This window comes from SAR86 cluster bacterium (genome assembly GCA_029268615.1).
Classification (GTDB): domain Bacteria; phylum Pseudomonadota; class Gammaproteobacteria; order Magnimaribacterales; family Magnimaribacteraceae; genus JAQWNM01.
This window is the reverse complement of record JAQWNM010000013.1, coordinates 26,066-52,063: the sequence shown is the minus strand read 5'-3', so window position 1 is coordinate 52,063 and position 25,998 is coordinate 26,066. Positions and strand designations below refer to the sequence as shown.

The window sequence follows — 25,998 nt, the reverse complement described above, 5'->3', positions numbered from 1 at the left end:
AATGAAAGATTTATTCTCCGTTAAAGGAAAGATAGCTTTAGTTACAGGCGGTTCAAGAGGCATTGGAGAAATGATAGCAGCTGGTTTCTTAGCTAATGGAGTAAAGGTTTATATTAGCTCAAGAAAATCTGATATTTGTAATGCCACTGCAAAAAGACTAATGAAAGAATATGGAAGTGACTGTATTTCTATACCAGCTGATTTATCTACCGATGAAGGCATAAAATTTTTAGCAAAAGAACTCTCTTTAAAAGAAGAAGGGCTTGATATTCTTGTTAATAATGCCGGAGCTTCTTGGGGAGAACCACTAGAGGAATATTCCTCTAAGGGTTGGGATAAAGTTATGGATACAAATGTCAAAGGTGTTTTCTTTTTAACACAGCAACTTCTTAATTTATTAAAGGTGAATGCAAGTCATCAAGACCCTTCAAGAGTTATAAATATTGGCTCAATAGATGGGATTAGAGGTCATTCCTTTGATGCTCATGCTTATGGGCCTTCTAAGGCAGCTCTGCATCATTTAACAAAAGAGATGGCATCCAGGCTAGTTAAAGATAATATTATTGTTAATGCTATAGCACCGGGTCCGTTCCCTACATGGATGTTAAGTACAGGCGTAGGGGGTGGTGGAGATACGGATATTGACTGGTCATTTGTTTCAGATTCTAATCCCAGGAAGAGAGTAGGCACAATGGAGGATATAGCTGGTTTAGCAATATTCTTAAGTTCAAGAGCCGGTGCTTATACCGTAGGTGATGTAATTACCTGCGATGGGGGTGTGGTAGTTAGGGTCTCTAATATTTAGATTATATATTTCAGAAATATGGATGAGTCTATTAAGTCAGCAATTGTGGACTTAAAGTCAGGTGACTTAGAAAACTCAAAAAAAAAGTTACTTAATCTTCTTAAAAAAGAACTTAAAAGGTTTGATCTTTCTGTAGTACTTGGAATTCTAGGTGAGGTTTATCTTGTTTTAGGCGACTATAAAAATTCAATATTATATTTAAAAAGAAGCCTTGAAATTCGTTCAGATTTTCCTGAGGCTTTAAATACTTTAGGTTTATCTTATAAAAAAGATAAGCAGTTATATAAATCTATTCAAGCATTTAAAAAGGCAATTCAAAATAAATTTAACTATTCCGTTGCTCATAGAAACTTAGGATTGGTATATAAAGAATTAGAACAATTTAATGATGCTGCAGATTCATATCGTTTAGCTATTAAATATAGTGATGGATATTCTGAAGCTTGTAATGATCTTGCAAATGTTCTCCGATATCAAGGTAAGATTGATGAGGCAACTTCCCTCTATAAGGATGCTATCAGATTAAATAAAAATAACACTGTAGCTTATAGAAATTTATTTACCTTATTTAAGGTTAATAATAAATCTGAGTATTTACTCTCAGCAGAAAAGGCCTATAAATCATTAAAAGAAGAAGAAGATCTAGTTAATATAGAATTTGCCTTAGGTAAAGCGTACAAAGACTTAGAAATTTTTGATAAATCATTTACTTTTTATAAGAAAGCAAATAAAAGAAAATACAATCTATTATCTCGGAAACCTACTAATTACGATAAAGAATTTGAAGAGATCATATTTCTTCATCAACAATTTGAGTCTTTTAAAAAAGTAACAAGTAATAAAGAACTTCTTCCTATATTTATAATAGGGCTTCCACGCTCAGGTTCAACATTAGTTGAATCGATTTTATCAATGAATGGTGATATCTCTAGTTTAGGTGAGGTAGATCATTTGAATGAGGCTATTTATTCGACTGTATTACTAAAAACAAATAACAAAGCAGGTGCATTAAGAAAGAAATATATAGATCTAGTTGGTGGTACCAGAAGTTTTACCGATAAAATGTTATTTAATTTTAAGTTTTGTGGAATTATTTTAAATTCTTTTCCTGAGGCAAGAATATTACATACTTATCGAAATCCCTTAGATAATATTTTTTCTCTTTTCACCACATATTTTAGTAATGAACTTGAATGGACATTTAGCTTAGATGAAATTGAGAGATATTATGACTTCTATAAAAAAGTTATGGAATATTGGGAAAGGCAGTTTCCATCTAAAATATATCATCTGGAATATGATTCATTAGTAAAAAGCCCTGAAACAGAAATTTATAATTTGATAAAATTTTGTAATTTAAGATGGGACAATAAGTATTTATCTCCTCACAATAGTAGTCGAAATATTTTAACAGCTAGTTCTTATCAAGCTAGGCAACCTATCAATACTTCTTCTGTTGGGTTTTCAAAGAATTACGAAAATAATTTCTTTAAAATAAAAGAAAGTATGATTGAGAAAGGTTATAAATTAGATTAATCCATGATTAGAACTAAAATATTATCTGAATGATCTTTTATGTCGAGATTGATATCTGAATATTCTTTTTTATTGAGTTCTGATTGTATTTTTTGTTTTTTTGCAAAATCAGAATAGTCACTAAATCCGCAACTTATATAAAAAGCAATTTCAGGACCGAACTTGTGTTGTGCTAGATTGCAAGCTTTAAATGACGACTGAAATAGATTAAATAATTTTTTAGCTCTGTCTCCTCTTTCAGTAGCTGTAAGGTAAGGGCCAAAAATAAATTTAGAATAAAGAAGGTAATTAGGTGCTTCTGTCAGGTTTCTTTCTATTACAGAGACAAAATTATCACTATGAGAAGCAAAATTTTGTCTACTTGAAGTATTTGGTGCAGCATTTGATTTTTTCATTATTTCAGCAAATTGTCCAAAATCATCAAAATTGCAATAGGTATAAAATGACCTAGGTGCTCCAAATTCATGTTGATAGACTCCGCAATTATTATAACCAAATGATTCTTGATTTTTTTGGTAAGTTTGTAACCATTTAGAAAGAACTTGAGGATTCTGTCCATAAGCTATTTCGTATGTAGAAATAAGTTGATAGTTATTAGACCCTAGATCAGATTCTTCATGGTGAGCAGCATATGCATTTAAGGAAAAAAAGATTAAGGCTGAGATGACTAGATTTTTCATAATATATTACTTTTATTTTTATATTAGTGATGAAAAGAAGAAAGTAAAGACTTTAAATTTATTCTTTGGCGTCGTGATAGGATGGCTTTTCTCCTCCTCCATGTACCAGTAATGAAGCTCCGCTAATATATTGAGCTAAAGATGAACTTAAGAATAAGCAACTATTGCCAATATCACTTGGTTTTCCCATTCTTCCTAAAGGAATAGTATTTGATATCCGGTTTATAGATTCTTTGTCACCATAATGCATAATGGATTCTTCTGTTTCAACTAGTCCTGAAAGTATACTATTTACTCTAACTTTGGGCGCCCATTCTATAGCTAAAGATTCTGTTAAATTAGCTAAACCAGCTTTAGCGCCTCCATATGTTGCTGCTCCAGGAGAAGGTCTAATTACACTTACGCTTGAAATATTTATAATTGACCCTCCATAAGTTTGCTTCTGCATTATTTTATTTGTCGCCTGACTTACATATATAGGCGCTAAAAGATTTAAATCTATTATAGCTTTAGTGAGTTTAGGAGGGGCATTACTTGCTTCTATGGGCGGCCCCCCTCCGGCATTATTGACTAAAATATCTATAGACTTTTTTTTCTTTAGAATAGTTGAAAACATTTTTTTTATTTGATCAGGATCTTTAACATTACATTTAATAAATTCTGCTTTCAATCCAGATACTCTAGGGAGACTATTAGGTTTATTTCTTCCGCAAACTATTACATTCGCTTTTTCTTTTAGAAAACTTTCAGCTATACCTTTTCCTATGCCCTTAGTTCCACCAGTAATAAGGACTATTTTATTCGAAAATTCTTTTTTAAAGTTCACAATAGTCTAGTTTTTTTACCAAATGTTTTTGACATAAATGATACACCTATTCATTATACGCAAACCAATATAACAGTAAAAAAGGTTAACTATGGAAAGTAATAAAACTATTTCAATATTAGGTGGTACAGGAGATTTAGGAACTGGTATTGCAAAAAGACTTATAAGAGCAAATTATAAAGTTATTATAGGATCAAGAAAGTTAGAAGCAGCTCAGGCTTCTGCAAAATTATTAAGTCCTTCTTGCGAAGGTTTACTGAATAAAGATGCTGCAAAGAAAGGTGATATCTCAATTTTGACTGTTCCTTTCGCTCACCATGAATCTACAATTAATAGTTGTTTTAATGAGGTGCAAGACAAAATTTTTATCGATGCAACTGTTCCTCTAATGCCACCAAAAGTTGGAACAGTGCAATTACCAAAATATCAATCAGCAGCTGTATCTGCACAATTAATCTTAGGAAAGAAGGTAAAGGTCGTCTCTGCTTTCCAGAATATATCAGCAGAACTTCTAAAAAATGATCAATCGATAGATTGTGATGTTCTAGTTTGCGGAAATAATAAAGAAGCACGTCAGAAAGTTATAGATTTAATAAAAAAAATGGGAATGAAGGGTTGGCATGCTGGGCAGTTAGCTAATTCATCTGCTTCAGAAGCTTTAACGTCTGTTCTTATAAGTATTAATAGGCATCACAAAATAAAACACTCGGGTGTAAAGATAACTGGAATAGAAGAAATGTAATTATGAATGATTTAATCTTAAAATCATTAGAATCAATTCCTCTTATAGAACCAGGAGATGATCTTCCTCAGATTATCTATGACTCCATTGTCAAACTTAGTTTAGATATCCAAGATGGAGACATATTTGTGATTGCACAAAAAGTTGTTTCAAAATCAGAAAATAGATATGTTTACTTAAATGAAGTCAAGCCATCAATAGAAGCTATTGCATTATCAAAGGAGACAAAGAAAGATCCAAGATTAGTTCAAGTGATTCTCCAAGAATCTGAAAGAGTAGTTAGAACAAGAGAAGGAGTTATAGTAGTTGAAAATAAATTAGGTTTTGTTCATGCTAATGCAGGAATTGATAGATCAAATATAGATTCATTGGATAATAACCCAAAGGTACTATTATTACCCAAAGATCCTGATAAAAGCGCTGAGGATATAAGGCTATCATTAGAAAAGAAGTTACATGTAAAGTTGGGAGTAATCATTAATGATAGCGCAGGAAGAGCCTGGAGGAATGGAACAACTGGTATTGCTATTGGATCTAGTGGAGTTTTAACTTTATCAGATTTGAGAGGAAAAAAGGATTTATATGGTAGATTGCTAGAAGTTACCCAAATAGGATTAGGCGATGAATTAGCTTCTTCAGCTTCAATTCTTATGGGGCAAGCAGATGAGGGGCTTCCTGTTGTTCTGATTAAGGGTTTAATGCTTCCAACAGTAGAACAATCAGCAAAAGAATTACTTAGATTGGCAGACCAGGATTTATTTAGATAAGTTGAAAAAAAAATACTTAGCATTATGCGGCGGAATTGGTGGAGCTAAATTAGCCTTTGGTTTATCAAAAAAACTTTCATCTGATGAATTAATCTTTATTGTTAATACTGGAGATGATTTTATTCATTTTGATCTAAATATTAGCCCAGATATTGATACTTTGATTTATACATTAACAAACATAAATGACCATACAAGAGGCTGGGGCATAAAAGATGAAACTTGGGAATTCATGAGAATATTAGATCGCATTAAAGAAGATACCTGGTTCCAATTAGGAGATAAAGACCTTATGACTCATATAAAAAGAAGTTTCTTAATAAAAGAAGGAGGTCTTTTTTCAGAAGTTATCACTAAAATTGCAGTTGATTTTAATGTACATTATTCTATTTTTCCTATGTCTGAGATTCCTGTCAGTACTATATTAGAAACAGACATAGGCACATTATCATTCCAAGAATATTTCGTTAAACATAAATGCCATCCCGCAATAAAAGAGATTAACTTCAGAAATAGTATAAATGCCAAAGTTCCTGACTCTTTATTACAAAAAATGCAAGAAAATTATTTTTCTGGAATTATTATTTGTCCTTCAAATCCTTATTTAAGTATTGATCCAATCTTGTCAGTCAAAGATATAAGAGATTTTTTGATTAATAGAAAATGCCCAGCAATAGCTGTTTCTCCAATTATCAAGAATCGTGCTATTAAAGGCCCTACAGTTAAAATTATGGAAGAATTGGATTTGCAAGTTAGTATAGATACAATTTTAGAACATTATAAAGATATGATTGACATACTATTGGTAGATCATGAAGACAAGTTGTCTTTTTCTGGCAGAGAAAATATTCAAATAGAATTTGATGAAATATTAATGACTGACACAAAAACTAAAATAACTTTAGCTGAAGCTTGTTTAAATTTATTAAATTAAAATGACTATTTGGTCTCTAGTTCCCATTAAATCATTCAAAAGACCTAAAAGTAGATTAAATGATATTCTTTCTTTGGATGAGAGAAGAAGTTTAGTCCGGAAAATGCTCTCGGATGTCATTAAAGTTCAACAGAATACAAAAGCTTTCACAGAGCATTTGATAGTAACGGAGGACGAAGAGGTTATTAGGTTTGCTAAGAAACTAGGCTGTAAATCTTTATTGCAAAAAAAACCAGGTTTAAATCAAGGTGTTAAAGAAGGAGTATCTTACTCTATGAGTAATGGAGCTAAGTCTATATTTATAATGCATGGAGATATTCCGGGAGTCGATCAAGCATCAATATTTTCAATTATTAATGCGCATAATGAATTATTGATAAATAATGTAGCCGCTGTAACTTTATTACCAGATACAATTGGAGCAGGTACTAACTGTATGATTTGCACTCCTCCAAATGCAATTAAATTTAGGTATGGAATAGATAGTTGTAGTTATCATCTTGAAGAGGCTGGTCAAGTAAAAGTAAAAATAAAGATCCATAAGGCTAATAAATTATCAGCTGATATTGATGTTCGTCAAGATTTAGATGATTTCCTAACCGAAAGAAAATATTTAAATTTAGAAAGTTATTTAAATAGTTAGTATTGTTTGATTACTGTTCTGGAATAAAAATCTATTTCAGCAAGCATGCCATCTAAAGTTCGATCATCTTTACCGCCTGCATAACTATCTCTAAAACCTACAGCACACTCATTAACGCCTATAGAATTTAGTTTCGATACTCCTTCAAGTGAATAACATTCAGGCCCCATTGAAAGATTATAAAATTCTTTATCTTTTGTTCCATATTCAGATCTTAACTCATTTATTCGGTTAATAATTCTTTCAGTTTCATCTATTTCTAAGCCAGCACTAGTCCATCCATCAAGAAATCTTGCAGCTCTTTTTAGAGCCGGTTCACTATGACCTCCCATTAAAAGAGGTATCTTCAAAGAGGGAACAGGGCATATTTTGATAGAAGGAAGTTTATAGAATTCCCCTTCGTAGCTAAAATAATCTCCTTTTAATAAACCTCTTATGATCTCTATCATTTCATCCATTCTTTTACCTCTTCCGCTCCATTGGGATTGAGTTACTTCAAAGTCTTCAATCCAAGGACTTAGACCAACACCAAAAGTAAATCTATTATTTGATATTACAGCAACTGATGATAATTGTTTTGCTACTAGGACGGGTTGCCTGATAGGCAATTTCATTACTTGAGTAGTAAATCTTAATGAAGAAGTGTGAGAGGCAAGAACAGGTATAAGAGTAAAAGGTTCTAAAAAAGGAACTCCATCTAGAAAATCACCTTTACCAGTTTCATTATATGGATATGTCGATTTCGATGGAGTCTCTGGAAAACATATGCTATCCGGAATAACAAAATTATCAAAACCAGCAGACTCAGCTGCCTTGGCTAGAGGTATATAGAATTCTGGGTTGCACATAGCTGCGTGATATCCAAATTTCATTTTATTCCCCTTTATTTTTCATAACTTAAGTTTTTTTTATTTATTATGTAATTAAAGATATTATATCACCCAAATGGAACATGAGGCATACGTAAAAAACTACAAAGATCAAGATATCCTGAATCTGGCTAAAGCTACTGATACTGAATTGCTATCATTGAATGCTTCTTCTTTGAGAGATTCAAACTTCTCTAATATTATAACTTACTCTCCAAAAGTCTTTATTCCCTTAACTCATCTTTGCAGAGATGTTTGTCATTATTGCACTTTTGCTAAGACTCCCAAAAATGTAAAAAGTCTTTTTATGAGTATTGAGGAGGTTGTAGAGTCTGCAAAAAAAGCGGAAAAAGCAGGTTGTAAAGAAGCTTTATTTACCTTGGGAGAGAAGCCTGAATTAAGATATTCTGCAGCGCGAAAGGCCCTTAAAGATTTAGGTCATGATTCAACTCTATCCTATCTGCACGAAGCTAGTTCCGCTGTTCTTAAAGAAACAAGTCTTCTTCCTCATTTAAACCCGGGATGTATGACATCAGAAGAAATAATATCTATGAGAGAAGTGTCAGCCTCTATGGGTTTAATGCTAGAAAGCTCTTCATTAAGACTTTGTGAAAAAGGCGGTCCACATTATGGATCTCCTGATAAAGATCCTCGAGTTAGATTACAAACTATAGAACTAGCGGGTATTCATAAAATTCCTTTCACAACCGGGATACTGATTGGTATAGGTGAGACTAGGCTAGAAAGAATAGAGTCCCTTATAGCTATCAAGAATATACACGATAAATATGGACATATTCAAGAAGTCATAATTCAGAATTTTAAACCAAAACAAAATACAAAGATGTCTGCATCTGAAGAGCCATTGACTGAAGATCTAATATGGACAATAGCTATTGCTAGAATTATCTTTGGAAAAGGAATGAGTATTCAGGCCCCTCCTAATTTAAGCCCAAATAAATTAAATCTTTTAATAAATGCAGGTATAAACGATTGGGGAGGAGTTTCACCACTAACGCCAGATTATGTTAATCCAGAGTTACCTTGGCCTCATCTTGAGGAGCTTGCTAAAGAAACTTTAGCTTCTAATAAGATTTTAGTTCCCCGTTTAACTATTTATCCTAAATATCTTGATGATTTAAATCACTGGAGTCATAAGGCACTTCATGCAAAAATTCTTTTTTTATCAGATGCTACAGGTCTATCAAGAGAAGATAATTGGATAACTGGTAAAGGAAAAATTCCAATAAAAAAAGATAGTGTAATTCCTCTGCATAAATCCAAAACATTTAACGAACATTTAAAAGTAGTTGAATCAGGAAAGTCATTAAATAATAAACAAATAATAGAGTTATTTAATGCCAGAGGTTCTGATTTTAATTATGTTATTGAAGCAGCAAATGAACTTCGAAAAGACCAGATAGGTAATGAAGTCACTTATGTTGTAAATAGAAATATTAACTACACAAATATTTGTTATTTTGGTTGTACTTTTTGTGCTTTTTCTAAGGGGCAGGGTAATTCAGATTTACGCGGATCTCCATATGATATTCCAATATCTGAGATTCTAAGACGATGCCAAGAGGCAGAAGATAGAGGAGCAACTGAGGTATGTCTTCAAGGTGGAATCCACCCATCTTACGACGGTCATACGTATATGGAAATCGTCAATTCAATAAAAAAACATAATCCTTCTTTGCATATCCATGCATTTTCTCCATTGGAGGTTTGGCAGGGAGCTAGCTCTTTAGGTCTTAGTTTAAAAGACTATCTAACTGAACTTAAACGAATTGGGTTAGGTACTTTGCCAGGAACAGCTGCCGAAATATTAGACGATTCAATAAGACAAATTATTTGTCCTGATAAAATAAATACATCTCAATGGATAGAGGTTATGAAAACGGCACATGAAATAGGTTTGGCATCTACTTCTACCATTATGTTTGGGCATATTGAGAAACCTGAGCATTGGGCTAATCATCTTATGCAAATAAGAAGGCTTCAAGAAGAGACGGGCGGTTTTACAGAATTTGTACCACTACCATATGTTGCTCAGGAAGCTCCAATGTACAAAAATGGCAAATCAAGGTACGGCCCTACCTTAAGGGAATCAGTCTTGATGCATGCAGTTTCAAGGTTAGTATTTCATGGACTTATAAAAAATATTCAAACCTCATGGGTTAAAATGGGACCTTCTGGAGTAAAGCTATGTCTAGAAGCTGGTGCAAATGATCTTGGTGGAACTTTAATGAATGAATCTATCACCAGCGCCGCAGGATCAGAGCATGGACAAGAACTATCACCTTTTAAATTAGAGAACATAATTCAAGACATGGGAAGAACTCCAAGGCAGCGAAATACTTTATATGGACAAGTAGAATCTCAAATCTCATCCAAAGCAAAAACTCCTTCAAAGTTGCAAGAGCCTGTTAATGGATTGGTTGATAGAAAAAAAATAAAAAAAGATCTTATAAGAATTAAAAATATTTAGACATAATTATGACCAGCAAAAATAAAGATCTATTAATTTGTTCTTTTATTTACCTTTTTACTTTATTAATCTCCCTATGTATAGGTTATTTTGTATCAAATCTAACTCAATGGTTTATTATTTTGGCTGCTCATCTAGCAGCTACATGTATTATTTTTGTTTTTAGTTTTTTATTAAAAAACTCTAGTCTATATGACCCTTTCTGGTCTCTTGGGCCTTTACCTATAGTAATTTATCTAAGTTTTTGGCCTGTGTCAGGAGTAATAAACTATGAAAAAATAATATTTGTTTTACTACCAATATCTTATTGGTCTTATAGGTTGACGCATAATTGGGCTAGGCATTGGCAAGGTTTACAAATGGAAGATTGGAGATATGTTGATTTAAGAAAAAAATCATCTCAATCGCCTTACATCATAGATTTCTTTGGAATCCATCTATATCCCACCTTACAGGTTAATTTTTCTCTATTTCCAGTTTATTTTGTTTTATCAAGCTCTACTGACTCCATAAATAGTTTTTTTTACCTTTCTTGTATTTTTACATTTTTAGCAGTAATTTTAGAAAAAATAGCGGATGATCAGATGAGGAATTTTAAGTCTAAATCAGTCAATTTTAATTTAACCATGAAGCAAGGTTTGTGGAAATATTCAAGGCACCCTAATTATTTAGGAGAAACTTTATTTTGGTGGGGACTTTATTTGATGGCCATTAGTCTCAACTTAAATCTATGGTGGCTATTTATATGCCCTCTAAGTATGACTTTTATGTTTATATTTGGAACTTGCAAGATGATGGATGATAGAAGCCTTGGGAAGAGATCAGACTATCTTCCTTATATGAAAAAGACGTCTATGATAATGTTGTGGCCGAATAAGTAGTGACTAATGAATTAATATTTTTTTACCATTCCTACATATTTACCTTCAAATTCAAGTACACAAAATTCTAACTGATTTTCCTCTACAAATTCTCTAAAAGCTGAGTTATCTTCAATGTCATCTGAGATGAAAATACCTCCTTCCTTTAAGTGCTTCCAAATTAAGGGTTGAGACCATTTTCTACCATAATAAGATTTATCTGAGTCATAGTGGGCTATATCAAAACTATCGCCATGTTTTTTTATAGCCTTCCTTAACCCAAATTTATCTGGCTCCCTTATTAAATCCCAAAACTTTAGATTTTCTTCATGAACAGCAGTCCCTATTAAGTGATAATCAGTTTGTTTCATCATTGGCATATCAACTGATATTAATTTTCCAGATCTCTTGGAAAGAGATTTAAGGATGGCAGATGATGACCATCCGTATGCAACTCCCGTTTCTACAACTTTTGTTGCTTTTAATCCTTCACATGCTATGTATAAAAGATCTATATGCCCTTGACCGCCAAAATTTGATCTAGATTTATTTAATCTATTTTCCACTTCTAGAATATAGTCATTGTTAAATATAGGATCTGCTGGCAACGTAAAACCATATTTTTGAACACATTCCTCTAAGGAAATGCTGTGTTTTTCACACCAAGATCTTTCTAATTCTTTATGTTGTAAAGAGTCCTTAAATGGTAAGAATTTTCTTAAAATTAAAGAAAACATTGTAGGATAAAATTTGGGCCCTTTTAGTAAAAACCAAAGTAAAGTCTTTAAATCTTCTAGCATTGTTATAGATTTTTAATTAAAAAATTGCTTCATTATTTTTGGAAACAGTATATTAGACCTTTTGCTACCAATAGCTATCATAAAATTAAATCTAAATACTCCTTGCCTATTTTTTCAATAGAAAAATCTTTTGCTCTATTTTTTAGTACGCTTGCATCAAAAGGATTTAAAAGACCTTTATGGATAGATTTAGATAAGTCCTCTGCATCATTAATTTTACATAAATATCCTAATTCACCTTTTAAAAGAATTTCACTTGGTCCAGATGGGCAGTCAGTGGAGACAACATTTACGCCTTCAGAGAGAGCTTCAGCTATAACAACCCCAAAACCTTCAAAATCAGATGAGAGAATAAATAAATCTGATTCTTTTAAGAAGGGCATAGGGTCATCTACCCAGCCGGGCAATGAAAAAAAATTTTGTAAGTTATGACTATTAATTTTAGACTGAATAAATTCCCTTTCTTCCCCGTCACCTAAAATTAAAACTTGAGGTTTTAGTTCATAGTTTTTATAGAAATGAGCCATAGCTTCTACTAGATTGGGAAAGTTTTTCTGTTTTTTAAATTGACCTATGGCAATAAGTTTTTTTTCTTTTGAATTTAACCATTTATCTATTTTTATATCAGAAAGAACAGACTCAGACGAAGAATGCAAAGGATTATAGATAACCGATAATTTTTTATTAGTTACTCCTTTATCTTCTAAATCTTCTTTTACACCTTTAGACACAGCTATTACATGGTGTGCTAATTTATAAAAAAGTAAAATTGAGATATTTTGCATCTTCTTAAATAAAAAATTATATTTCTTAAATTCAGCTGATAAATTGCAATGGTCTATAAAAACTAGTCGCGTTCTAGACGAGATAAGATTTATAAAGCTAGATAGGATTGTTAAAGGCCAGACATTTGCAACAAAGACATCAATCTTATTTTGTAATACAAATCTATACAAAGGAAAAAAAGCGGAAGAGATTACTTTTTTATTTAAGCTTTTTATATTAATTCTTGGATCAATTAGGTCATTAAGATGATTCTCATTCGAGATTGTAAGAATAGACACATTTAGATTTTGTTGAACAAAATAATTCGCTAAATAGATAACCACTTTCTCTGTACCTCCTATTCTGAGGTCATAAAGAAAGAAATAAATAGAGCTATTCTTACGGTCCATAATTCATAAAATTTACTTAAAAAACTCTCATAATTTTAGCAAAATACTTTCGATAAATTGAATAAAGGAATTCAAGTTTTTTTTCTTCATTTGGATAGTCTTTATAAGATTTAGGCTTGGCTCTAATAATATTTTCAAGATCTTCATAACTAATGCCAAGTTTTTTACTTACATATTCTTTATCTGATCGAAGTGTTTCTTGATTAAAAGGTACTTTTTTTAGATCTATCAGGGCTTCTTCTCTTGAAATTTCACCATTGCATATTTGACTCGAAAAGGTTGCTTTTCTGTAATCAAGATCAAATTTTACTGGCTGAAGATAAGACTGAACAAACCTCGTATAAACTGATTCATGATGTTTTCCACCATAATTTTTCCAGCCTACCTTTTCCTCTAGTTCACTTATTGCCTTAGATTTATTAAATGGTAAGTAATTTAGTAAATATACTATTTTGATTCGTCTTATAAATTTATAGTAGATTTCTATTTTGTAATCAAATGTAGGAAAATCACTAAGTCCCTTTGAAGCAAATTCTTTATGGATGGATTTTAGTAATTTAAGGTCTTTTGGATTGTAAAACCAAAGGTTTGGTAATATTCCTTCTGTTGCATAATTACCTCCGCCTATAATGTATTTAATATTATTTTCAGATGCCACCTTGTGACATACTCGTGTTATTGCTACATCAGTGGGTATTTCTACTTCGACAATAGAAGATTTAAGAATAGAAAGTTGTATCTCTTTAAATTGTTCCCAATTCAAGACATAACTTTGATAATCTACATTGAGTTTGGTGCAGACATTTTTTATATTCTTAACAGCCTCTTCTGAATTCCAGCCATTGTCCATATGCACTGCCAAAGGTCTTAACCCATATTCTACAGCTTTATAGGTAACATAGCTGCTATCAACTCCTCCACTCATACCAATTAAACAATCATATTCTTTACCTTTTCCTTCAGCCTTAATCCTTTTTAAAATTTGTTCTAATTGCCTATCACTTTCTTCTCCGTGATAAACAATATCTTGGGAGGTAGATAAGAATTCATTGCAATGGTTACAGTTGCCTAATTCATCAAAGATAATTGCTGGATCAGAAGTATCCATTACGCATCTTTTGCATATTTGGTGAAGATTATTCATATAAGAATTATAGGTGCGTGAAATTTAGTTAAATTATAAATCACTTAAAAAGCGAAAGAGAATCTTTTTCTAAATAATTTACTAAAACACCCTTTTTTGGACCTTGATAGACAAACATACTTCCTGCTGCCACAGCACTAGCATGAGCTTTTTTATACCCTTCTATTAAATCCTCAATTTTACCAGCGCCCCCTAAAGCAACTACAGGAATCGAAACAGATGTAGAAACATTTCTTATTAATTCAACGTCATAACCATTCATTTGACCATCTCTATCAATACTTTGTATGATAATTTCTCCAGCTCCTTTATCCTCTAGCATCATGGCGCAATCGATTGGGGATAAATTAGTTGCCTTTTTTCCACCATGAGTCCAAACAACTTCTTTTCCAAAAAGTCTCTTTTTTACATCTATGCAAACTGTAATTGTGGATGTACCAAAGTTATCAGAGGACTCTTTAATGAAATCAGGATTAGAAATCGCTGATGTATTTAAAATAACCTTTTCAGCCCCTTTGGCTATAATATTTTGAATTTCTTTTAGCTTTGTAATTCCGCCACCCACTGAAAAGGGCATATTTGCTTCTTCTCCTACTTTTTCTACTAACTCTAGTGGAATTATTCTTTTTTCAATCGTGGCTGATATATCTAAAAAAGTTAGTTCATCTGCTTTAAGGTCATTAAAAACTTTAACTGCATTTATAGGATCACCAATATATCTATATTTTTTAAACTTTGTAGATTTAACCAATATATTATCTTTTAGAAGAAGTACTGGTATAACTCGCGGCCTAAACATTAAATCTCTATGAAGTTTTTTAATAAAGTTTTCCCATGATCATGACTTTTTTCAGGATGATATTGAACTCCAAAAATATTGTCATCTTGAAAAGCTGAAATAAATCTATCTTCATATTTTGTCTCATTGACAATGTATTTCTTATTTTTTGTTACAAAGTGATAAGAGTGAACAAAATAGAACTCAGTATTATTTTTAATATCTTTCATTAGAGGGCTGTCTTGAGTAATTTCAATGTTATTCCATCCAATATGTGGTACTTTATATTTTAAAGAGTTTTTAACTTCAAACTTCTTTATTTCGCCATCTATCCAGCCTAGTCCTTCAATATTTCCTTCTTCGCTTTTTTTTGCCATCAGCTGCATGCCTAAACATATACCTAGAATTGGTTTTTTTCTAATAAGGACTGCATCATTTAAAGCATCTATAATATTTAGTGATCTTAAATTTTCTAAAGCTTTCTTAAAGTGGCCAACCCCTACAAGAATAATTTTATCAGCTGAATCAATATCTATTTTAGTTGAGGTGATTATAGGGTCTACGTTCAAATAATTAAGGGCTTTTTTAACTGAATGCAAGTTACCCATGCCATAATCAATGACAGCTATATTGGAGGTCATTAGATTTTTATTTTATTTAATTTGTATAGAATTGTTTAAACCATCTTCTAAAACCAGCAATTGGTCCGTCTTTAGAACATAGTATAGGGTTTTCTAAATATTTTTTATTTTCCCATATGGGTATGTCCTCTTGGACTTGCTTATTTATATCAGCAATTATTGCAGCAGCCACTCCTCCTTTAGGGTCTTTCCCATCTTTCTTTTCCTGACAAAAGGCAAACCTTAATTCCATCTTTTCAGAATTAATTGGAGTAGGTAAACCCATAAGAAATGTTTCACAAATTCCAGTAAATCTTGTTGAACTTTGACCAGGACCTGATCCAAAAAGATTGATAGAACCATCTACCAGTCCCCTAGGTGTTGGCATTTTTGCTTTCATTACTCCAACACGTTTATGTTCTTCATAAGAAAAATCCCATTCTGGAAGCGTTGCCGTACCATGTACATATACGAAGTGAGCTGAATCAGCTCCATTTTCCGCTGTTTCTTGTAAATGAGCATTGAATTTATATTCATATTTATCAAAATTTGTCCAATTAGCATTTGTAGCTTCATCATAAATATCTGGTTCCCATATAGGATCTAAGTCATCTGGATGATACCAGGCCATTATTGTTCTATTTACTTCTCTCGTAGGAAAAGTTTTTATACATTTTTTATCTTTAATTTTTGGTGGAATATTATCAGCATAGGGAATATCAACTACGTAACCTTCTTTACTGAAAGTCCATCCATGGAAAGGACATGAAATATTATCGCCTTTAACGGGTCCGCCTTCTCCTATGTTTTCGTGAATACCATAACCAAGATGAGCACCCATATGTGGACAATAGGCTTCCATAAGAACTGGATCTCCTTTTTTTGTTCTATATAAAACTAACTCGGTATTAAAATAGTTTAAAGGTTTTGATTTTTCCTTAATAAGATCTTCTGAATAAGATACAAAATACCACCCATGTGGAATTGGCATTGGAAAACGACTCACAAATTTCTCCCTTCTCTGTTAATTTAAGTATTATAACTAAGTTTTTGGATTTATATTAAAACTAAAAAGCATAATTATGACTGTTAAATCAAGTTATTCGTATGATGTAATAATAATCGGTTCAGGAAATGGTGGAATGACAGCTGCTATTTCAGCGCACGATCAGGGGCTTAATGTATTAATCATAGAAAAAAGTAGATTATTTGGGGGCTCAAGCGCAACTTCTGGTGGGGGAGTTTGGGTACCTAATAATAGATATGCAAAAGAATTAGAGGCAAATGATTCCTTGGAAGAGGCAAGGACATATATAAAACATGTTTCCCCTAAAGAAAAAATAAGTGATGACTTGATAGAGACATACTTAATTAAAGGGCCTGAGATGATTGATTATCTTCATGAAAATACACACGTAAAGTATATTAGTCTTGAACACTATCCTGACTATTTTCCTGATGATCCAGGCGGCAAGTCAGGCCATAGATCAATGGAGCCAGAGCCTTTTTATGGGGACTTATTAAGAGAGGACTTGAAATTTTTAAGGGGTCAGCATCCTCAGACAAAAGGACCCATGGGCATTAATTTTACTCAAGTAGAAGGCCAAATATTATTAGGTGGATTATCGGGATGGGTTATTTTGTTTATCAAACTTCTAATAAAATTTTTGTTTGATTTTCCATATCGTTTTACAAATTTCAAAGACAGAAGATTGACAATGGGTAATGCTGGAATTGCTAGATTAAGAATGTCGTTAAAAGAAAGAGAAGTTCCTTTTTGGCTTAATACCTCTTTTAAAGAATTTGTATTTGAAGGCGGAAAGGTAACGGGAATAAAGGCTATAAAAGAAGGAGATGAGGTTACTATAAGTGCAAGACATGGGGTTGTTTTGGCCTCAGGTGGATTTGAACGCAATCAAGAAATGAGGGATAAATTCCTGCCCAAGCCTTCTAAAACATCATGGAGTGCCGCAAATCTTGATAATACAGGAGAGGTCATCACAGAAGCGATCAAGATTGGAGGTAAGACTAATCAAATGGAATCAGCCTGGTGGTCAACAGTTATGCAAGTTCCCGGAGAAGAAAAAGCTAGACTTTCAATGGTAGATAAATCACTACCTGGGGCATTTTGTGTAAATTCTAATGGTGAGAGATTTTCAAATGAATCTCAAAATTATGTGAGTTTTGTTGATGAGATGTATGATAAATTTTCTGTTGGAAACCCTTGCATACCTTGTTTTATGATTTTTGATTCAGAGTATAGAAAAAAAAGGCCTTGTGGACCTCTTCTTCAGTCCTCTATGATGCCTGATAGCTTGGTACCTAATCATTGGTGGGATAATTCTTTTCTTGTAAAGGCCAATTCTTTAGAGGAATTGGCTGATAAACTCTCTATAAATAAAGATGGCTTTATGAAGACAATAAACAAAGTGAACACCTTTGCTGCAGAAGGTAAAGATTTAGATTATAAAAGAGGAGATAGTGTTTACGACAGATATTATGGCGATCCTTCAATCAAACCTAATCCATGTCTAGGTACAGTCAGCAAACCTCCTTTCTATAGTATTACTCTTTATCCTGGGGAAATGGGCACAGCTGGAGGCCTAGTAATAGATTCAAGAGCCAGAGTTTTAGATTCTAATAATTTACACATACCAGGTTTATGGGCTTGTGGAAATTGTACTTCTGCACTTTTACCTAGGTATCCAGGACCTGGATCTACTCTTGGCCCTGCCATGACTTTTGGTTATATTGCCGGTAGAGACATAGGGAGAGCTAATTGAAAGTAGAGGGATATTGCGACTCTAAATTTTTAGAAGTAAGAGATCTTTTTCAAAAAAGTTTTGATTCAGGGTTTGAGTTCGGTGCGGCTATTGCAATAGAAGTTGAAGGAGAAATGGTTATAGATCTCTGGGGAGGAAGGGTAAGTAAAAATTCAAAAGAACTGTGGAAAAAAGATACCATAGTAAATGTTTTTTCTACAACAAAAGGAATTGCGGCAATTTGTTTTTTAAAGTTACTGGAGGAAGGTTCAGTCAATCTTGATGATCCTGTTTCTAAGCATTGGCCTGAATTTAGTCAAGGTGGGAAAGAGTCCATACCAGTAAGGTTTTTATTAAGTCATCAATCAGGTCTTTGTGGAATTAAAAAACCTTTACCTAGTGGTGCTTGGACGGACTGGAATTTAATTACTACATCTTTAGCGGAACAAGAACCTTGGTGGATTCCAGGTTCTAGACACGGCTATCATGCACTATCTTATGGTCATTTGGTGGGAGAGTTAGTAAGAAGAATTTCTGGTAAGTCGATCGGTACATATTTTAAAGAAAATATACAAGAGCCACTGGAATTAGACTTCTGGATTGGATTACCAGATGATAAGTTTGATAGAGTCACGAATATCCTTAAAGCAGAAACTCCAATAGTAGATTTTTTCATGCCAATTCTTAAAAAAATCCCTCAGATGCCTTTTTATCCTCCTTACTTAAAAATCTTATTAAATTTTTTTGACTCTAACACTCCTCAGGGTTCTGCTTTTTCAAATCCTGAATTTAATATAGAGTATGTTAATACTAAAGAATGGAGAAATGCTGAAATACCAGCTGCTAATGGTCATGGAACAGCTCGTGCCTTGGCCAAACTTTATGGCATACTTGCTAATGGAGGTTCGAGAGATGGTATTCATATATTAAATCCAGAAACAATAGAAAAAGGAAGAACCGCCGAAGTGGAAGGTAAGGATCTTGTTCTAGCCAACATTAAAAGTAAATTTGGATTAGGTTTTATGCTTGGAACTGAGCATATTAGTATGGGTCCAGGAATAAAATCTTTTGGACATGGAGGCGCTGGTGGATCTCTCGGTTTTAGTGATCCAGAAAATAAAACATCTTTAGGTTTTGTTATGAACCAAATGCATCCTGGCATAACAGCATGGAAGACGGCAAATGATATAGCATCTTTAGTATATAAAATAAGAGGAGTTTAAAAAATATGAAAGCAATAAATTATCACGATGGACAGGTCAATATTTTTGATACGCCAGCTCCCTCCGGTGAGGGGGTATTAGTTAATATTCTCGCATCTGGTATTTGTGGTACCGATATCCATTTATTTTCATCCGGATTAGAATCTCCCCATATAGCAGGACATGAATTTTCTGGAATCACTGAAAATGGAAAGCCAGTAGCTATAGAACCTTATACAAGATGTGGAAAATGTAATTCTTGTTCGATAGGTGATAGTCATTTATGTACGGAAGATTTTTCTTGTTTTGGGGTTAATTCGAATGGTGGAATGACAGAACAAATGATCGTACCAGAATATTGTTTAGTGCCATTGTCAGATAAAGTAGAGGTAAAAGATGCTTGTCTTGTTGAGCCTCTTGCAGTTGCTTTTCATGGCCTAGTAAGAACAGGTACAAAATCACATCATAGAGTAGCAGTAGTAGGAGCTGGGAGTATAGGTCTTTGTGCAGTCGCAGCAGCTAGATATATTGGATGTGAAGTTGGTTTGCATGCTAAATATGATCATCAAATGGCTGCGGGAGAAAAACTAGGTGCTGAGCCTATAAAAGGAACATATGACAGGGTTATTGATTGTGCTGGTGCTTCTGGCGTTATGGAATTATGTCATTCACTTGCGAATCCTGCAGCATGGGTAATCCTTTTATCAGTTTATTGGGATCAATTTGAAATGCCTGGAATATCTGCTTTTGTTAAAGAATTAAAAATATTTCCTTCTATGATGTATGGTCAGACCAATGGAGTCAGAGATATGGATGAGGCAGTAACAATTCTGGCAAAGAACCCCCAAATAGGTGAGACTTTAATCTCTCATAGATTCCCTTTGGAGTCAGCAAAAGAAGCATTTGATACTGCTAAGGACAAGAAATCAGGGGCTATAAAAGTTGTATTTGATACAACTATTTGATGTATGAAAAGTTTACAAGAAAAAGTAGCGATAGTTACCGGTAGTGGACAAGGTATTGGAAAGGGTATTGCCTTAGCTTTAGCAGAGGAGGGTGCTAAAATTGTTTCAGCTGGAAGAACTTTTTCAAAAGTTGATGAAACAGCAGATGAAATCACTTCTCTTGGAGGTGAGGCAATAGCCGTTGAATGTGACGTTACAAATCTAGAAGAAATAGAAAATGTAGTGTCTTTAGCTATTCAAACATATAGCCGTATTGATATCTTGGTAAACAACGCTCAACTAGTTCCTTTAGGTAAGATTTTAGATGTTACTGATTCTTCATTCCTGGACGGTTGGAATTCTGGACCTTTAGCAGTTCATAGATTTATGAAGTTATGTTATCCGCATTTAAAATCAGCAAAAGGTAGTATAGTAAATTTAGGTACTGGAGCAGCAATTAGACCAGACCCAGATGGGTTTGGATTATATTCAGCTGTTAAAGAGGCAATCAGAGCTCTTTCAAGAGCAGCAGCAGTGGAATGGGGTAAAGATGGAATTCGTATCAATACTATTATACCAATAGGCAATTCACCCGGCATGCAGATTTGGGAAGAATTAGTTCCTGAAGAAGCAAATGCATTCAAGAAATCTATTCCACTTGACAGGATTGGAGATTGTAAAAATGATATTGGTAAGGCGGTTGTTTCTTTAGTCGGACCTAATATGAAATATATAACCGGTGCAACAATACCTATAGATGGTGGGCACTCACACTTAAGATAATATGGAGGATGATATGGAGGATAAATTACAAAAATTATTAGATATAGAAGAGATAAAAAAAATCAAATATAGATATTTTCGAGGACTTGACACCGCCGATGTTGATTTATTGAGAACGCTTTTTACAGATGATGCTGAACTTGATTACAGAGGAGCGGTCTATAGATGGGAAGTTACAGGAAAAGAAAATATTGTTCAACAAATTGAAAATTCTTTCTCTTCGGATGCAGCGACATGTCACCAAGGGCATCATCCTGAAATAGATATTCTGAGTCAGAATAATGCCGAAGGTTTATGGTATTTGAGTGATATGTTCACAGATACAAAAAGAAAAATAATTACTAGAGGCTCTGCTATCTATAAAGATATTTATGAAAAGATAGATGAAACTTGGTATATAAAAAAATCTGAATATGACAGAATATGGGAACAATACGAACCTTTAAGTCCTGATACTAATATTACTTATGCCTATCTTTCTAGTCATGGAAAGAAGCTCACTGACGATGAAAGAAATGAATCTAATTCTTTTTTAGATGAGATGAATAATAAAATTAATAAAAACTAGAGGATTGAATGTCAGAAAATAACTTATCACAAGATTCTGTAGAATCTTACTTTGAGGCCTGGAAAAAAAATAATAAAGAGTTACTTTTATCTGTTTTTTCAGATGACGCTGTCTGGGAGGATCCTGTAGGATCATCACCACATATTGGTAAAGATCAAATAGGAAAATTTTGGGATCAAGCTCATAGCGATCCTAAAGGCACACTAAATCCAATAATTAATAGATCAGTCTTCTTAGGAAATGAAGCTATGGTCTCTTTTAGAATGGAAGTTAGAGGAGAGTCAGGAGGAATGGATTTAGAGGTAACAGATTTTTTTCAAGTTAATTCAGGTGGACAAATAATATTGGCGCGCGCTTTTTGGGACGCTACTTGCATTACCCCTATTCCTTAATTTAATAGTAGTTGATAGAGAATCCTTTCTTCTATTTAACGGCTATACCTGCTGTCATACTTTATGGTATAGCTAAAGGTGGTTTTGCTGGACCGTTAGCTATCTTAGGCGTCCCATTGATGTCATTGGTTATTTCTCCTATACAAGCTGCTGCAATTTTATTGCCTATTTTATGTATTCAAGACTTAATCGCTGTTTATTTTTATAGAAAGAAATTTCATTTGGAGAATTTAAAAATTCTTATACCAGGAGCTTTATTTGGAATAACAGTTGGTTTTTTTTGGTTTCAATATCTTAGTGAGTCGCATATTAGGCTTTTGATAGGTATTATTGCTTTAGGTTTTGTAATCTCTTATCTCCTCAAGGGTGATGATGTGGATAAAACACTACCCTCTAAAACAAAAGGAACTTTTTGGGGTTCATTATCTGGATTTACTAGTTTTGGAATACATGCCGGAGGTCTTCCATTTAATATTTATATGTTGCCTCAGAAACTAGATCAAAGAGTATACGCGGGATCTGCTGCTCTTTTCTTCTGTATGGTGAATTATGTTAAATTATATCCGTATTACTTATTGGATCAATTAAGGATTGAAAATTTATATACTTCGTTAATTTTAGTTATATTTGCTCCTTTTGGTTTTGCAATAGGCTATTTTTTAACACATAAAGTAGATGAAAAATTTTTTTATGGGACAGCATATTTTGGTTTGTCATTAATAGGCTTAAAATTATCTTATGATGGAATTATGGGTTTATAAAAAATGAAAACAGCACAATTAAGATGTTATGGAGATTCATCATGTTTTGAAATCTTAGATACAGAATCTAAGATTATTTTAGGCCCTAAAGAATTATTGATAAGTATTAAGGCAACTTCCATAAACCCTATCGATGTAATGAAAAGAGAAGGTTATGGAAAATCTATCTTTGAAAAGCAAAGAAAAATTCTTTTTCCTTGGGTATTAGGAACTGATTTAGCTGGTGTAGTGCTTGAAATTGGAGAAAGAGTAACCCGATTTAAAGTTGGCCAACAGGTTTGGGGTTCATCTACCAATCCAAATAGAGGGACATACTCTGATTTAGGATCTTTTCACGAAGATGAATTGGACTTAAAGCCTGATATTTTAAGTTTCGAAGAAGCTGCATCGTTACCATATGCTGCGATTACTACTTGGTCAGCTCTTGTGCGTTGGGCAGGATTAAGACCAGTAGATTTAAAGGGAAAAAAGGTTTTTATTCAAGCAGGATCTGGAGGAGTCGGCACTTATGCTGTTCAATTTTTTAAACACTTAGGGTGTTATGTGTCTACAAATTGCAGTCATAAGAATATAGAACTTCTATATAGCTTAGGAGCTGATGAAGTAATAAATTATGAGGAAACTAAGTTTCAGGATATTCTCTCTGAATATGATATTTTTTATGACCTGCTGGGGGGAGATCAGGAAGAAAATTGTATCAGCACACTAAAGAAAAATAGCGAATCACACTTCATAACCTTAGTCCATCCATTTATGGCCGCATTAGATACAAAAGGCTTATTGTTAGGCCTCCCGTCAGCAATCTCTAAGAGACAAAAACTTAAAAATAAATATCGTCCTATTAATTATCATTGGGCTATATATAGGCCAAGTCTTTCTGCCTTGAAGGAGTTAACTAGAATGGTCCAGATAGGAATAATTAAACCAGTTATAAGTAAAGTTTATGGGTTAGAAGAAATATCCGCAGCGCATGATAATGTGGAAACTGGCCATGCTAGCGGTAAGATAATTATTAATATGGAGAGCAGTTAATTTAAGATTCATGACAAAACTAAGCGTTAATGTTAACAAGATAGCTTGGCTTCGGAATGCTAGGGGAGGTAATGTTCCTGATCTTTCTAATGTAAGTAAATTAATATTAGAATCAGGATCTCATGGAATTACTGTGCATCCTAGGCCAGATTTAAGGCATATTTTACCAAAAGACGTTTATGAACTCTCTGAATTAACTAAAATCTTTTCTAAAGAATTTAATATAGAAGGCAATCCTTTTTCTTCTAAAACTAAAATTTATGATGGCTTCATGGAAATAGTTAGAATTACTCAGCCTATACAATGCACTTTAGTGCCAGACAGTCATGACCAATTAACTTCAGATCATGGATGGAATCTTTTAACTATGAACCAAAGATTAGAAGATTGCATAATGGAAATTAAAGAATTAGGTACTAGAGTTAGTTTATTTATAGACCCAGATATAGAGCAGGTCATTCAAGCTAAAGAAATTGGAGCTGACAGGATAGAACTTTACACTGGCCCATATGCTGAAGAATATGCTCTAAAGTCTAAAGATTTAAATATTCTTGAAGTTTATAAAAATGCATCTGAGTACGCTAATAGTATTGGATTAGAGGTTAATGCAGGACATGATCTGAATCTCCAGAATTTAAGTACTTTTCTTTCTATAGGAGGCATTGCCGAGGTTTCAATTGGCCAGGCACTAATATCTGATTCATTAGTCCATGGCATACCAAATATAATTAAAGAGTACCTGAAACTCTGCGCATAAGTTAAAATAAGGATATGAATATTGAAGAACAAATTAAAGAACAGATTAAAGCAAATCCTATTCTGCTTTACATGAAAGGTTCACCTGATGCCCCGCAATGTGGCTTTTCATCTAAGGCTTCTCAGGCCTTAATAGCCTGTGGAAAACCTTTTTCCTTTGTAGACATCCTTTCAAACCAAGAAATAAGGGCTAATTTACCTTCAGTTTCAGATTGGCCAACATTTCCTCAGTTGTTTATTAACGGAGAGTTAGTTGGAGGTAGTGACATAATATCTGAACTATTAGAAAATGGTGATTTACAAAAATCTATAGATTCTCTTAATCTTGAGGATTAATTCTCTTGAAGATTTATCGTTTAGGTGGCTACCAGTCCTGGCTTATCCATACAAGTACCTCAAAAATAATAATTGATCCTTGGCTAACAAATAAGCTTTCTATCCCTGGAGCGTCTTGGCTCTTATCAAGAACTCAAGAAGAAAATTTAAATGCAATAATAGATAAAATTTTAGATTCTGATATTTTATTAATTTCTTCTAATTATACTGATCATTTAAATAAAGAGTCTTTATCATTGCTCCCAAAAAATATTAAAGTATTTTGTTCAAAAAGTTCTTATAAATCATTGAAAAATATAGGTTTTATAGATTTAAATATCCTTAATCCTGGTCAAAATATAGTTGCTAATCAGTTATCTTTAAAAGGAATAATGTCTGGATTTCCATATTCATATAGTTCCTTGTCCTTTTTAATTGAAGACTTAACCAATAATAAAAGAATTTTTATTGAACCCCATGTAGTTTCATTAAAATCAATTAATTCAATAACTAATTTAGATGCCTTTATAGGAACGACAGAATCAGTTAAATTATTACAAATTGAATTATCAATGAGTCCAACAAGAGTTTTCAATATCCTTGAAATATTGAAACCTAAATACTTTCTACCAACAGGTACTAATGCAAATGCCAACGAAGGTTTTCTTAATAATTTTTTAAGTATTAAAGGAAATTATCAAGACTTACAAGATTTGTTAGATTTAAGTGAATTATCAACCAAAATTGTTTGTACAGATGCTGATAATGAGGTGCTTTTATAGGACCTTTGTTGGTCTTTTAAAATTTTCACTA

The 25,998-nt window shown here is 33.0% G+C and carries 28 protein-coding genes; 19 read left to right on the top strand and 9 right to left on the bottom strand.

Annotated features, from left to right (window positions below; genetic code table 11):
- The first annotated feature begins 1 nt into the window (after position 1).
- Both P8J93_06875 and P8J93_06870 read left to right on the top strand, forming a co-directional pair.
- Positions 2-805 (top strand): SDR family oxidoreductase, encoded by an 804-nt coding sequence (locus tag P8J93_06875; GenBank protein ID MDG2061519.1) that lies wholly within the window; start codon positions 2-4, stop codon positions 803-805.
- Positions 806-823: 18 nt separating this feature from the next.
- Positions 824-2,341, top strand: a complete 1,518-nt coding sequence (locus P8J93_06870) for a sulfotransferase (GenBank protein MDG2061518.1) — start codon at positions 824-826, stop codon at positions 2,339-2,341.
- Here the strand turns inward: P8J93_06870 and P8J93_06865 are convergent.
- Both P8J93_06865 and P8J93_06860 read right to left on the bottom strand, forming a co-directional pair.
- Positions 2,338-3,021, bottom strand: a complete 684-nt coding sequence (locus P8J93_06865; GenBank protein ID MDG2061517.1) for a hypothetical protein — start codon at positions 3,019-3,021, stop codon at positions 2,338-2,340. The two genes, P8J93_06870 and P8J93_06865, sit on opposite strands and share 4 nt — an antisense overlap.
- Positions 3,022-3,079: 58 nt before the next feature.
- Positions 3,080-3,847, bottom strand: a complete 768-nt coding sequence (locus P8J93_06860) for an SDR family oxidoreductase (GenBank protein MDG2061516.1) — start codon at positions 3,845-3,847, stop codon at positions 3,080-3,082.
- Between the two features lie 91 nt (positions 3,848-3,938).
- On the opposite strand from P8J93_06860, the gene npdG reads away from it, so the two are divergent.
- Genes npdG through cofC form a run of 4 tightly spaced genes read left to right on the top strand, consistent with a single transcriptional unit; the run spans position 3,939 to position 6,933 of the window.
- Positions 3,939-4,589 carry an NADPH-dependent F420 reductase gene (gene npdG, locus P8J93_06855; protein MDG2061515.1) on the top strand — a complete coding sequence of 217 codons (651 nt, stop codon included), beginning with the start codon at positions 3,939-3,941 and terminating at the stop codon, positions 4,587-4,589.
- A 2-nt stretch (positions 4,590-4,591) separates the two neighbouring features.
- On the top strand, positions 4,592-5,356 hold the full coding sequence (gene cofE / locus P8J93_06850; GenBank protein ID MDG2061514.1) for a coenzyme F420-0:L-glutamate ligase: 765 nt from the start codon (positions 4,592-4,594) through the stop codon (positions 5,354-5,356).
- Position 5,357: 1 nt separating this feature from the next.
- Positions 5,358-6,290 carry a 2-phospho-L-lactate transferase CofD family protein gene (locus P8J93_06845; GenBank protein ID MDG2061513.1) on the top strand — a complete coding sequence of 311 codons (933 nt, stop codon included), beginning with the start codon at positions 5,358-5,360 and terminating at the stop codon, positions 6,288-6,290.
- Between the two features lies 1 nt (position 6,291).
- Positions 6,292-6,933, top strand: coding sequence for a 2-phospho-L-lactate guanylyltransferase (gene cofC, locus P8J93_06840; GenBank protein MDG2061512.1), 642 nt, complete (start codon positions 6,292-6,294; stop codon positions 6,931-6,933).
- Here the strand turns inward: cofC and P8J93_06835 are convergent.
- On the bottom strand, positions 6,930-7,805 hold the full coding sequence (locus P8J93_06835; protein ID MDG2061511.1) for a TIGR03619 family F420-dependent LLM class oxidoreductase: 876 nt from the start codon (positions 7,803-7,805) through the stop codon (positions 6,930-6,932). The two genes, cofC and P8J93_06835, sit on opposite strands and share 4 nt — an antisense overlap.
- 73 nt (positions 7,806-7,878) lie before the next feature.
- Here P8J93_06835 and cofH point away from each other — a divergent pair, with 73 nt between their 5' ends.
- Entirely contained in the window at positions 7,879-10,293 is a 2,415-nt protein-coding gene (gene cofH, locus P8J93_06830; GenBank protein ID MDG2061510.1) for a 5-amino-6-(D-ribitylamino)uracil--L-tyrosine 4-hydroxyphenyl transferase CofH, read from the top strand.
- 8 nt (positions 10,294-10,301) lie between these two features.
- Positions 10,302-11,174 (top strand): DUF1295 domain-containing protein, encoded by an 873-nt coding sequence (locus P8J93_06825; GenBank protein MDG2061509.1) that lies wholly within the window; start codon positions 10,302-10,304, stop codon positions 11,172-11,174.
- Positions 11,175-11,185: 11 nt separating this feature from the next.
- Here the strand turns inward: P8J93_06825 and P8J93_06820 are convergent, their stop codons facing one another.
- From P8J93_06820 to P8J93_06795, 6 genes are all read right to left on the bottom strand, one after another.
- Positions 11,186-11,953 (bottom strand): class I SAM-dependent methyltransferase, encoded by a 768-nt coding sequence (locus P8J93_06820; protein ID MDG2061508.1) that lies wholly within the window; start codon positions 11,951-11,953, stop codon positions 11,186-11,188.
- Between the two features lie 77 nt (positions 11,954-12,030).
- On the bottom strand, positions 12,031-13,128 hold the full coding sequence (locus P8J93_06815) for a glycosyltransferase (protein MDG2061507.1): 1,098 nt from the start codon (positions 13,126-13,128) through the stop codon (positions 12,031-12,033).
- 16 nt (positions 13,129-13,144) lie between these two features.
- A complete protein-coding gene (locus P8J93_06810) occupies positions 13,145-14,272 on the bottom strand; it encodes an N-acetyl sugar amidotransferase (protein ID MDG2061506.1) in 1,128 nt (375 codons plus the stop codon).
- Between the two features lie 40 nt (positions 14,273-14,312).
- Entirely contained in the window at positions 14,313-15,071 is a 759-nt protein-coding gene (locus P8J93_06805; GenBank protein ID MDG2061505.1) for an AglZ/HisF2 family acetamidino modification protein, read from the bottom strand.
- Positions 15,071-15,691 carry an imidazole glycerol phosphate synthase subunit HisH gene (gene hisH, locus P8J93_06800; protein MDG2061504.1) on the bottom strand — a complete coding sequence of 207 codons (621 nt, stop codon included), beginning with the start codon at positions 15,689-15,691 and terminating at the stop codon, positions 15,071-15,073. The genes P8J93_06805 and hisH overlap by 1 nt, the downstream gene beginning before the upstream one ends.
- Before the next feature lie 16 nt (positions 15,692-15,707).
- Positions 15,708-16,676, bottom strand: coding sequence for a Rieske 2Fe-2S domain-containing protein (locus tag P8J93_06795; GenBank protein ID MDG2061503.1), 969 nt, complete (start codon positions 16,674-16,676; stop codon positions 15,708-15,710).
- Between the two features lie 76 nt (positions 16,677-16,752).
- On the opposite strand from P8J93_06795, the gene P8J93_06790 reads away from it, so the two are divergent.
- Genes P8J93_06790 through P8J93_06740 form a run of 11 tightly spaced genes read left to right on the top strand, consistent with a single transcriptional unit; the run spans position 16,753 to position 25,967 of the window.
- Positions 16,753-18,453 (top strand): FAD-dependent oxidoreductase, encoded by a 1,701-nt coding sequence (locus P8J93_06790; GenBank protein ID MDG2061502.1) that lies wholly within the window; start codon positions 16,753-16,755, stop codon positions 18,451-18,453.
- Positions 18,450-19,655 (top strand): serine hydrolase, encoded by a 1,206-nt coding sequence (locus tag P8J93_06785; protein MDG2061501.1) that lies wholly within the window; start codon positions 18,450-18,452, stop codon positions 19,653-19,655. Before P8J93_06790 ends, P8J93_06785 begins: the two co-directional genes overlap by 4 nt.
- Positions 19,656-19,660: 5 nt before the next feature.
- The gene (locus P8J93_06780) at positions 19,661-20,599 is read left to right on the top strand and encodes an alcohol dehydrogenase catalytic domain-containing protein (protein ID MDG2061500.1); all 939 of its coding nucleotides are present in this window, start codon (positions 19,661-19,663) and stop codon (positions 20,597-20,599) included.
- A 3-nt stretch (positions 20,600-20,602) separates the two neighbouring features.
- Complete coding sequence (locus P8J93_06775; protein ID MDG2061499.1) at positions 20,603-21,361, top strand: SDR family oxidoreductase; 759 nt, start codon at positions 20,603-20,605, stop codon at positions 21,359-21,361.
- A gap of 13 nt (positions 21,362-21,374) precedes the next feature.
- Positions 21,375-21,929 (top strand): nuclear transport factor 2 family protein, encoded by a 555-nt coding sequence (locus P8J93_06770; GenBank protein MDG2061498.1) that lies wholly within the window; start codon positions 21,375-21,377, stop codon positions 21,927-21,929.
- Positions 21,930-21,937: 8 nt separating this feature from the next.
- On the top strand, positions 21,938-22,321 hold the full coding sequence (locus P8J93_06765) for a nuclear transport factor 2 family protein (GenBank protein MDG2061497.1): 384 nt from the start codon (positions 21,938-21,940) through the stop codon (positions 22,319-22,321).
- An 11-nt stretch (positions 22,322-22,332) separates the two neighbouring features.
- Positions 22,333-23,082, top strand: a complete 750-nt coding sequence (locus tag P8J93_06760; protein MDG2061496.1) for a sulfite exporter TauE/SafE family protein — start codon at positions 22,333-22,335, stop codon at positions 23,080-23,082.
- Positions 23,083-23,085: 3 nt separating this feature from the next.
- A complete protein-coding gene (locus P8J93_06755) occupies positions 23,086-24,114 on the top strand; it encodes a zinc-binding dehydrogenase (protein MDG2061495.1) in 1,029 nt (342 codons plus the stop codon).
- Positions 24,115-24,124: 10 nt separating this feature from the next.
- A complete protein-coding gene (locus tag P8J93_06750; GenBank protein ID MDG2061494.1) occupies positions 24,125-24,871 on the top strand; it encodes a pyridoxine 5'-phosphate synthase in 747 nt (248 codons plus the stop codon).
- 14 nt (positions 24,872-24,885) lie between these two features.
- Positions 24,886-25,206 (top strand): Grx4 family monothiol glutaredoxin, encoded by a 321-nt coding sequence (gene grxD, locus P8J93_06745; protein ID MDG2061493.1) that lies wholly within the window; start codon positions 24,886-24,888, stop codon positions 25,204-25,206.
- 5 nt (positions 25,207-25,211) lie between these two features.
- Positions 25,212-25,967 (top strand): MBL fold metallo-hydrolase, encoded by a 756-nt coding sequence (locus P8J93_06740; GenBank protein ID MDG2061492.1) that lies wholly within the window; start codon positions 25,212-25,214, stop codon positions 25,965-25,967.
- The last annotated feature ends 31 nt before the right edge of the window (positions 25,968-25,998 follow it).

What these genes read in the sequence shown, in the direction of transcription:
- P8J93_06835 (MDG2061511.1), bottom strand. Translation starts at nt 7,805, where the DNA reads ATGAAATTTGGATATCACGCAGCTATGTGCAACCCAGAATTCTATATA.
- grxD (MDG2061493.1), top strand. Translation starts at nt 24,886, where the DNA reads ATGAATATTGAAGAACAAATTAAAGAACAGATTAAAGCAAATCCTATT.
- P8J93_06755 (MDG2061495.1), top strand. Translation starts at nt 23,086, where the DNA reads ATGAAAACAGCACAATTAAGATGTTATGGAGATTCATCATGTTTTGAA.
- P8J93_06775 (MDG2061499.1), top strand. Translation starts at nt 20,603, where the DNA reads ATGAAAAGTTTACAAGAAAAAGTAGCGATAGTTACCGGTAGTGGACAA.
- P8J93_06825 (MDG2061509.1), top strand. Translation starts at nt 10,302, where the DNA reads ATGACCAGCAAAAATAAAGATCTATTAATTTGTTCTTTTATTTACCTT.
- P8J93_06805 (MDG2061505.1), bottom strand. Translation starts at nt 15,071, where the DNA reads ATGTTTAGGCCGCGAGTTATACCAGTACTTCTTCTAAAAGATAATATA.
- P8J93_06810 (MDG2061506.1), bottom strand. Translation starts at nt 14,272, where the DNA reads ATGAATAATCTTCACCAAATATGCAAAAGATGCGTAATGGATACTTCT.
- P8J93_06870 (MDG2061518.1), top strand. Translation starts at nt 824, where the DNA reads ATGGATGAGTCTATTAAGTCAGCAATTGTGGACTTAAAGTCAGGTGAC.
- P8J93_06875 (MDG2061519.1), top strand. Translation starts at nt 2, where the DNA reads ATGAAAGATTTATTCTCCGTTAAAGGAAAGATAGCTTTAGTTACAGGC.
- cofE (MDG2061514.1), top strand. Translation starts at nt 4,592, where the DNA reads ATGAATGATTTAATCTTAAAATCATTAGAATCAATTCCTCTTATAGAA.
- P8J93_06750 (MDG2061494.1), top strand. Translation starts at nt 24,125, where the DNA reads ATGACAAAACTAAGCGTTAATGTTAACAAGATAGCTTGGCTTCGGAAT.
- P8J93_06820 (MDG2061508.1), bottom strand. Translation starts at nt 11,953, where the DNA reads ATGCTAGAAGATTTAAAGACTTTACTTTGGTTTTTACTAAAAGGGCCC.
- hisH (MDG2061504.1), bottom strand. Translation starts at nt 15,691, where the DNA reads ATGACCTCCAATATAGCTGTCATTGATTATGGCATGGGTAACTTGCAT.
- P8J93_06815 (MDG2061507.1), bottom strand. Translation starts at nt 13,128, where the DNA reads ATGGACCGTAAGAATAGCTCTATTTATTTCTTTCTTTATGACCTCAGA.
- P8J93_06765 (MDG2061497.1), top strand. Translation starts at nt 21,938, where the DNA reads ATGTCAGAAAATAACTTATCACAAGATTCTGTAGAATCTTACTTTGAG.
- P8J93_06790 (MDG2061502.1), top strand. Translation starts at nt 16,753, where the DNA reads ATGACTGTTAAATCAAGTTATTCGTATGATGTAATAATAATCGGTTCA.
- P8J93_06780 (MDG2061500.1), top strand. Translation starts at nt 19,661, where the DNA reads ATGAAAGCAATAAATTATCACGATGGACAGGTCAATATTTTTGATACG.
- P8J93_06770 (MDG2061498.1), top strand. Translation starts at nt 21,375, where the DNA reads ATGGAGGATAAATTACAAAAATTATTAGATATAGAAGAGATAAAAAAA.
- cofH (MDG2061510.1), top strand. Translation starts at nt 7,879, where the DNA reads ATGGAACATGAGGCATACGTAAAAAACTACAAAGATCAAGATATCCTG.
- cofC (MDG2061512.1), top strand. Translation starts at nt 6,292, where the DNA reads ATGACTATTTGGTCTCTAGTTCCCATTAAATCATTCAAAAGACCTAAA.
- npdG (MDG2061515.1), top strand. Translation starts at nt 3,939, where the DNA reads ATGGAAAGTAATAAAACTATTTCAATATTAGGTGGTACAGGAGATTTA.
- P8J93_06865 (MDG2061517.1), bottom strand. Translation starts at nt 3,021, where the DNA reads ATGAAAAATCTAGTCATCTCAGCCTTAATCTTTTTTTCCTTAAATGCA.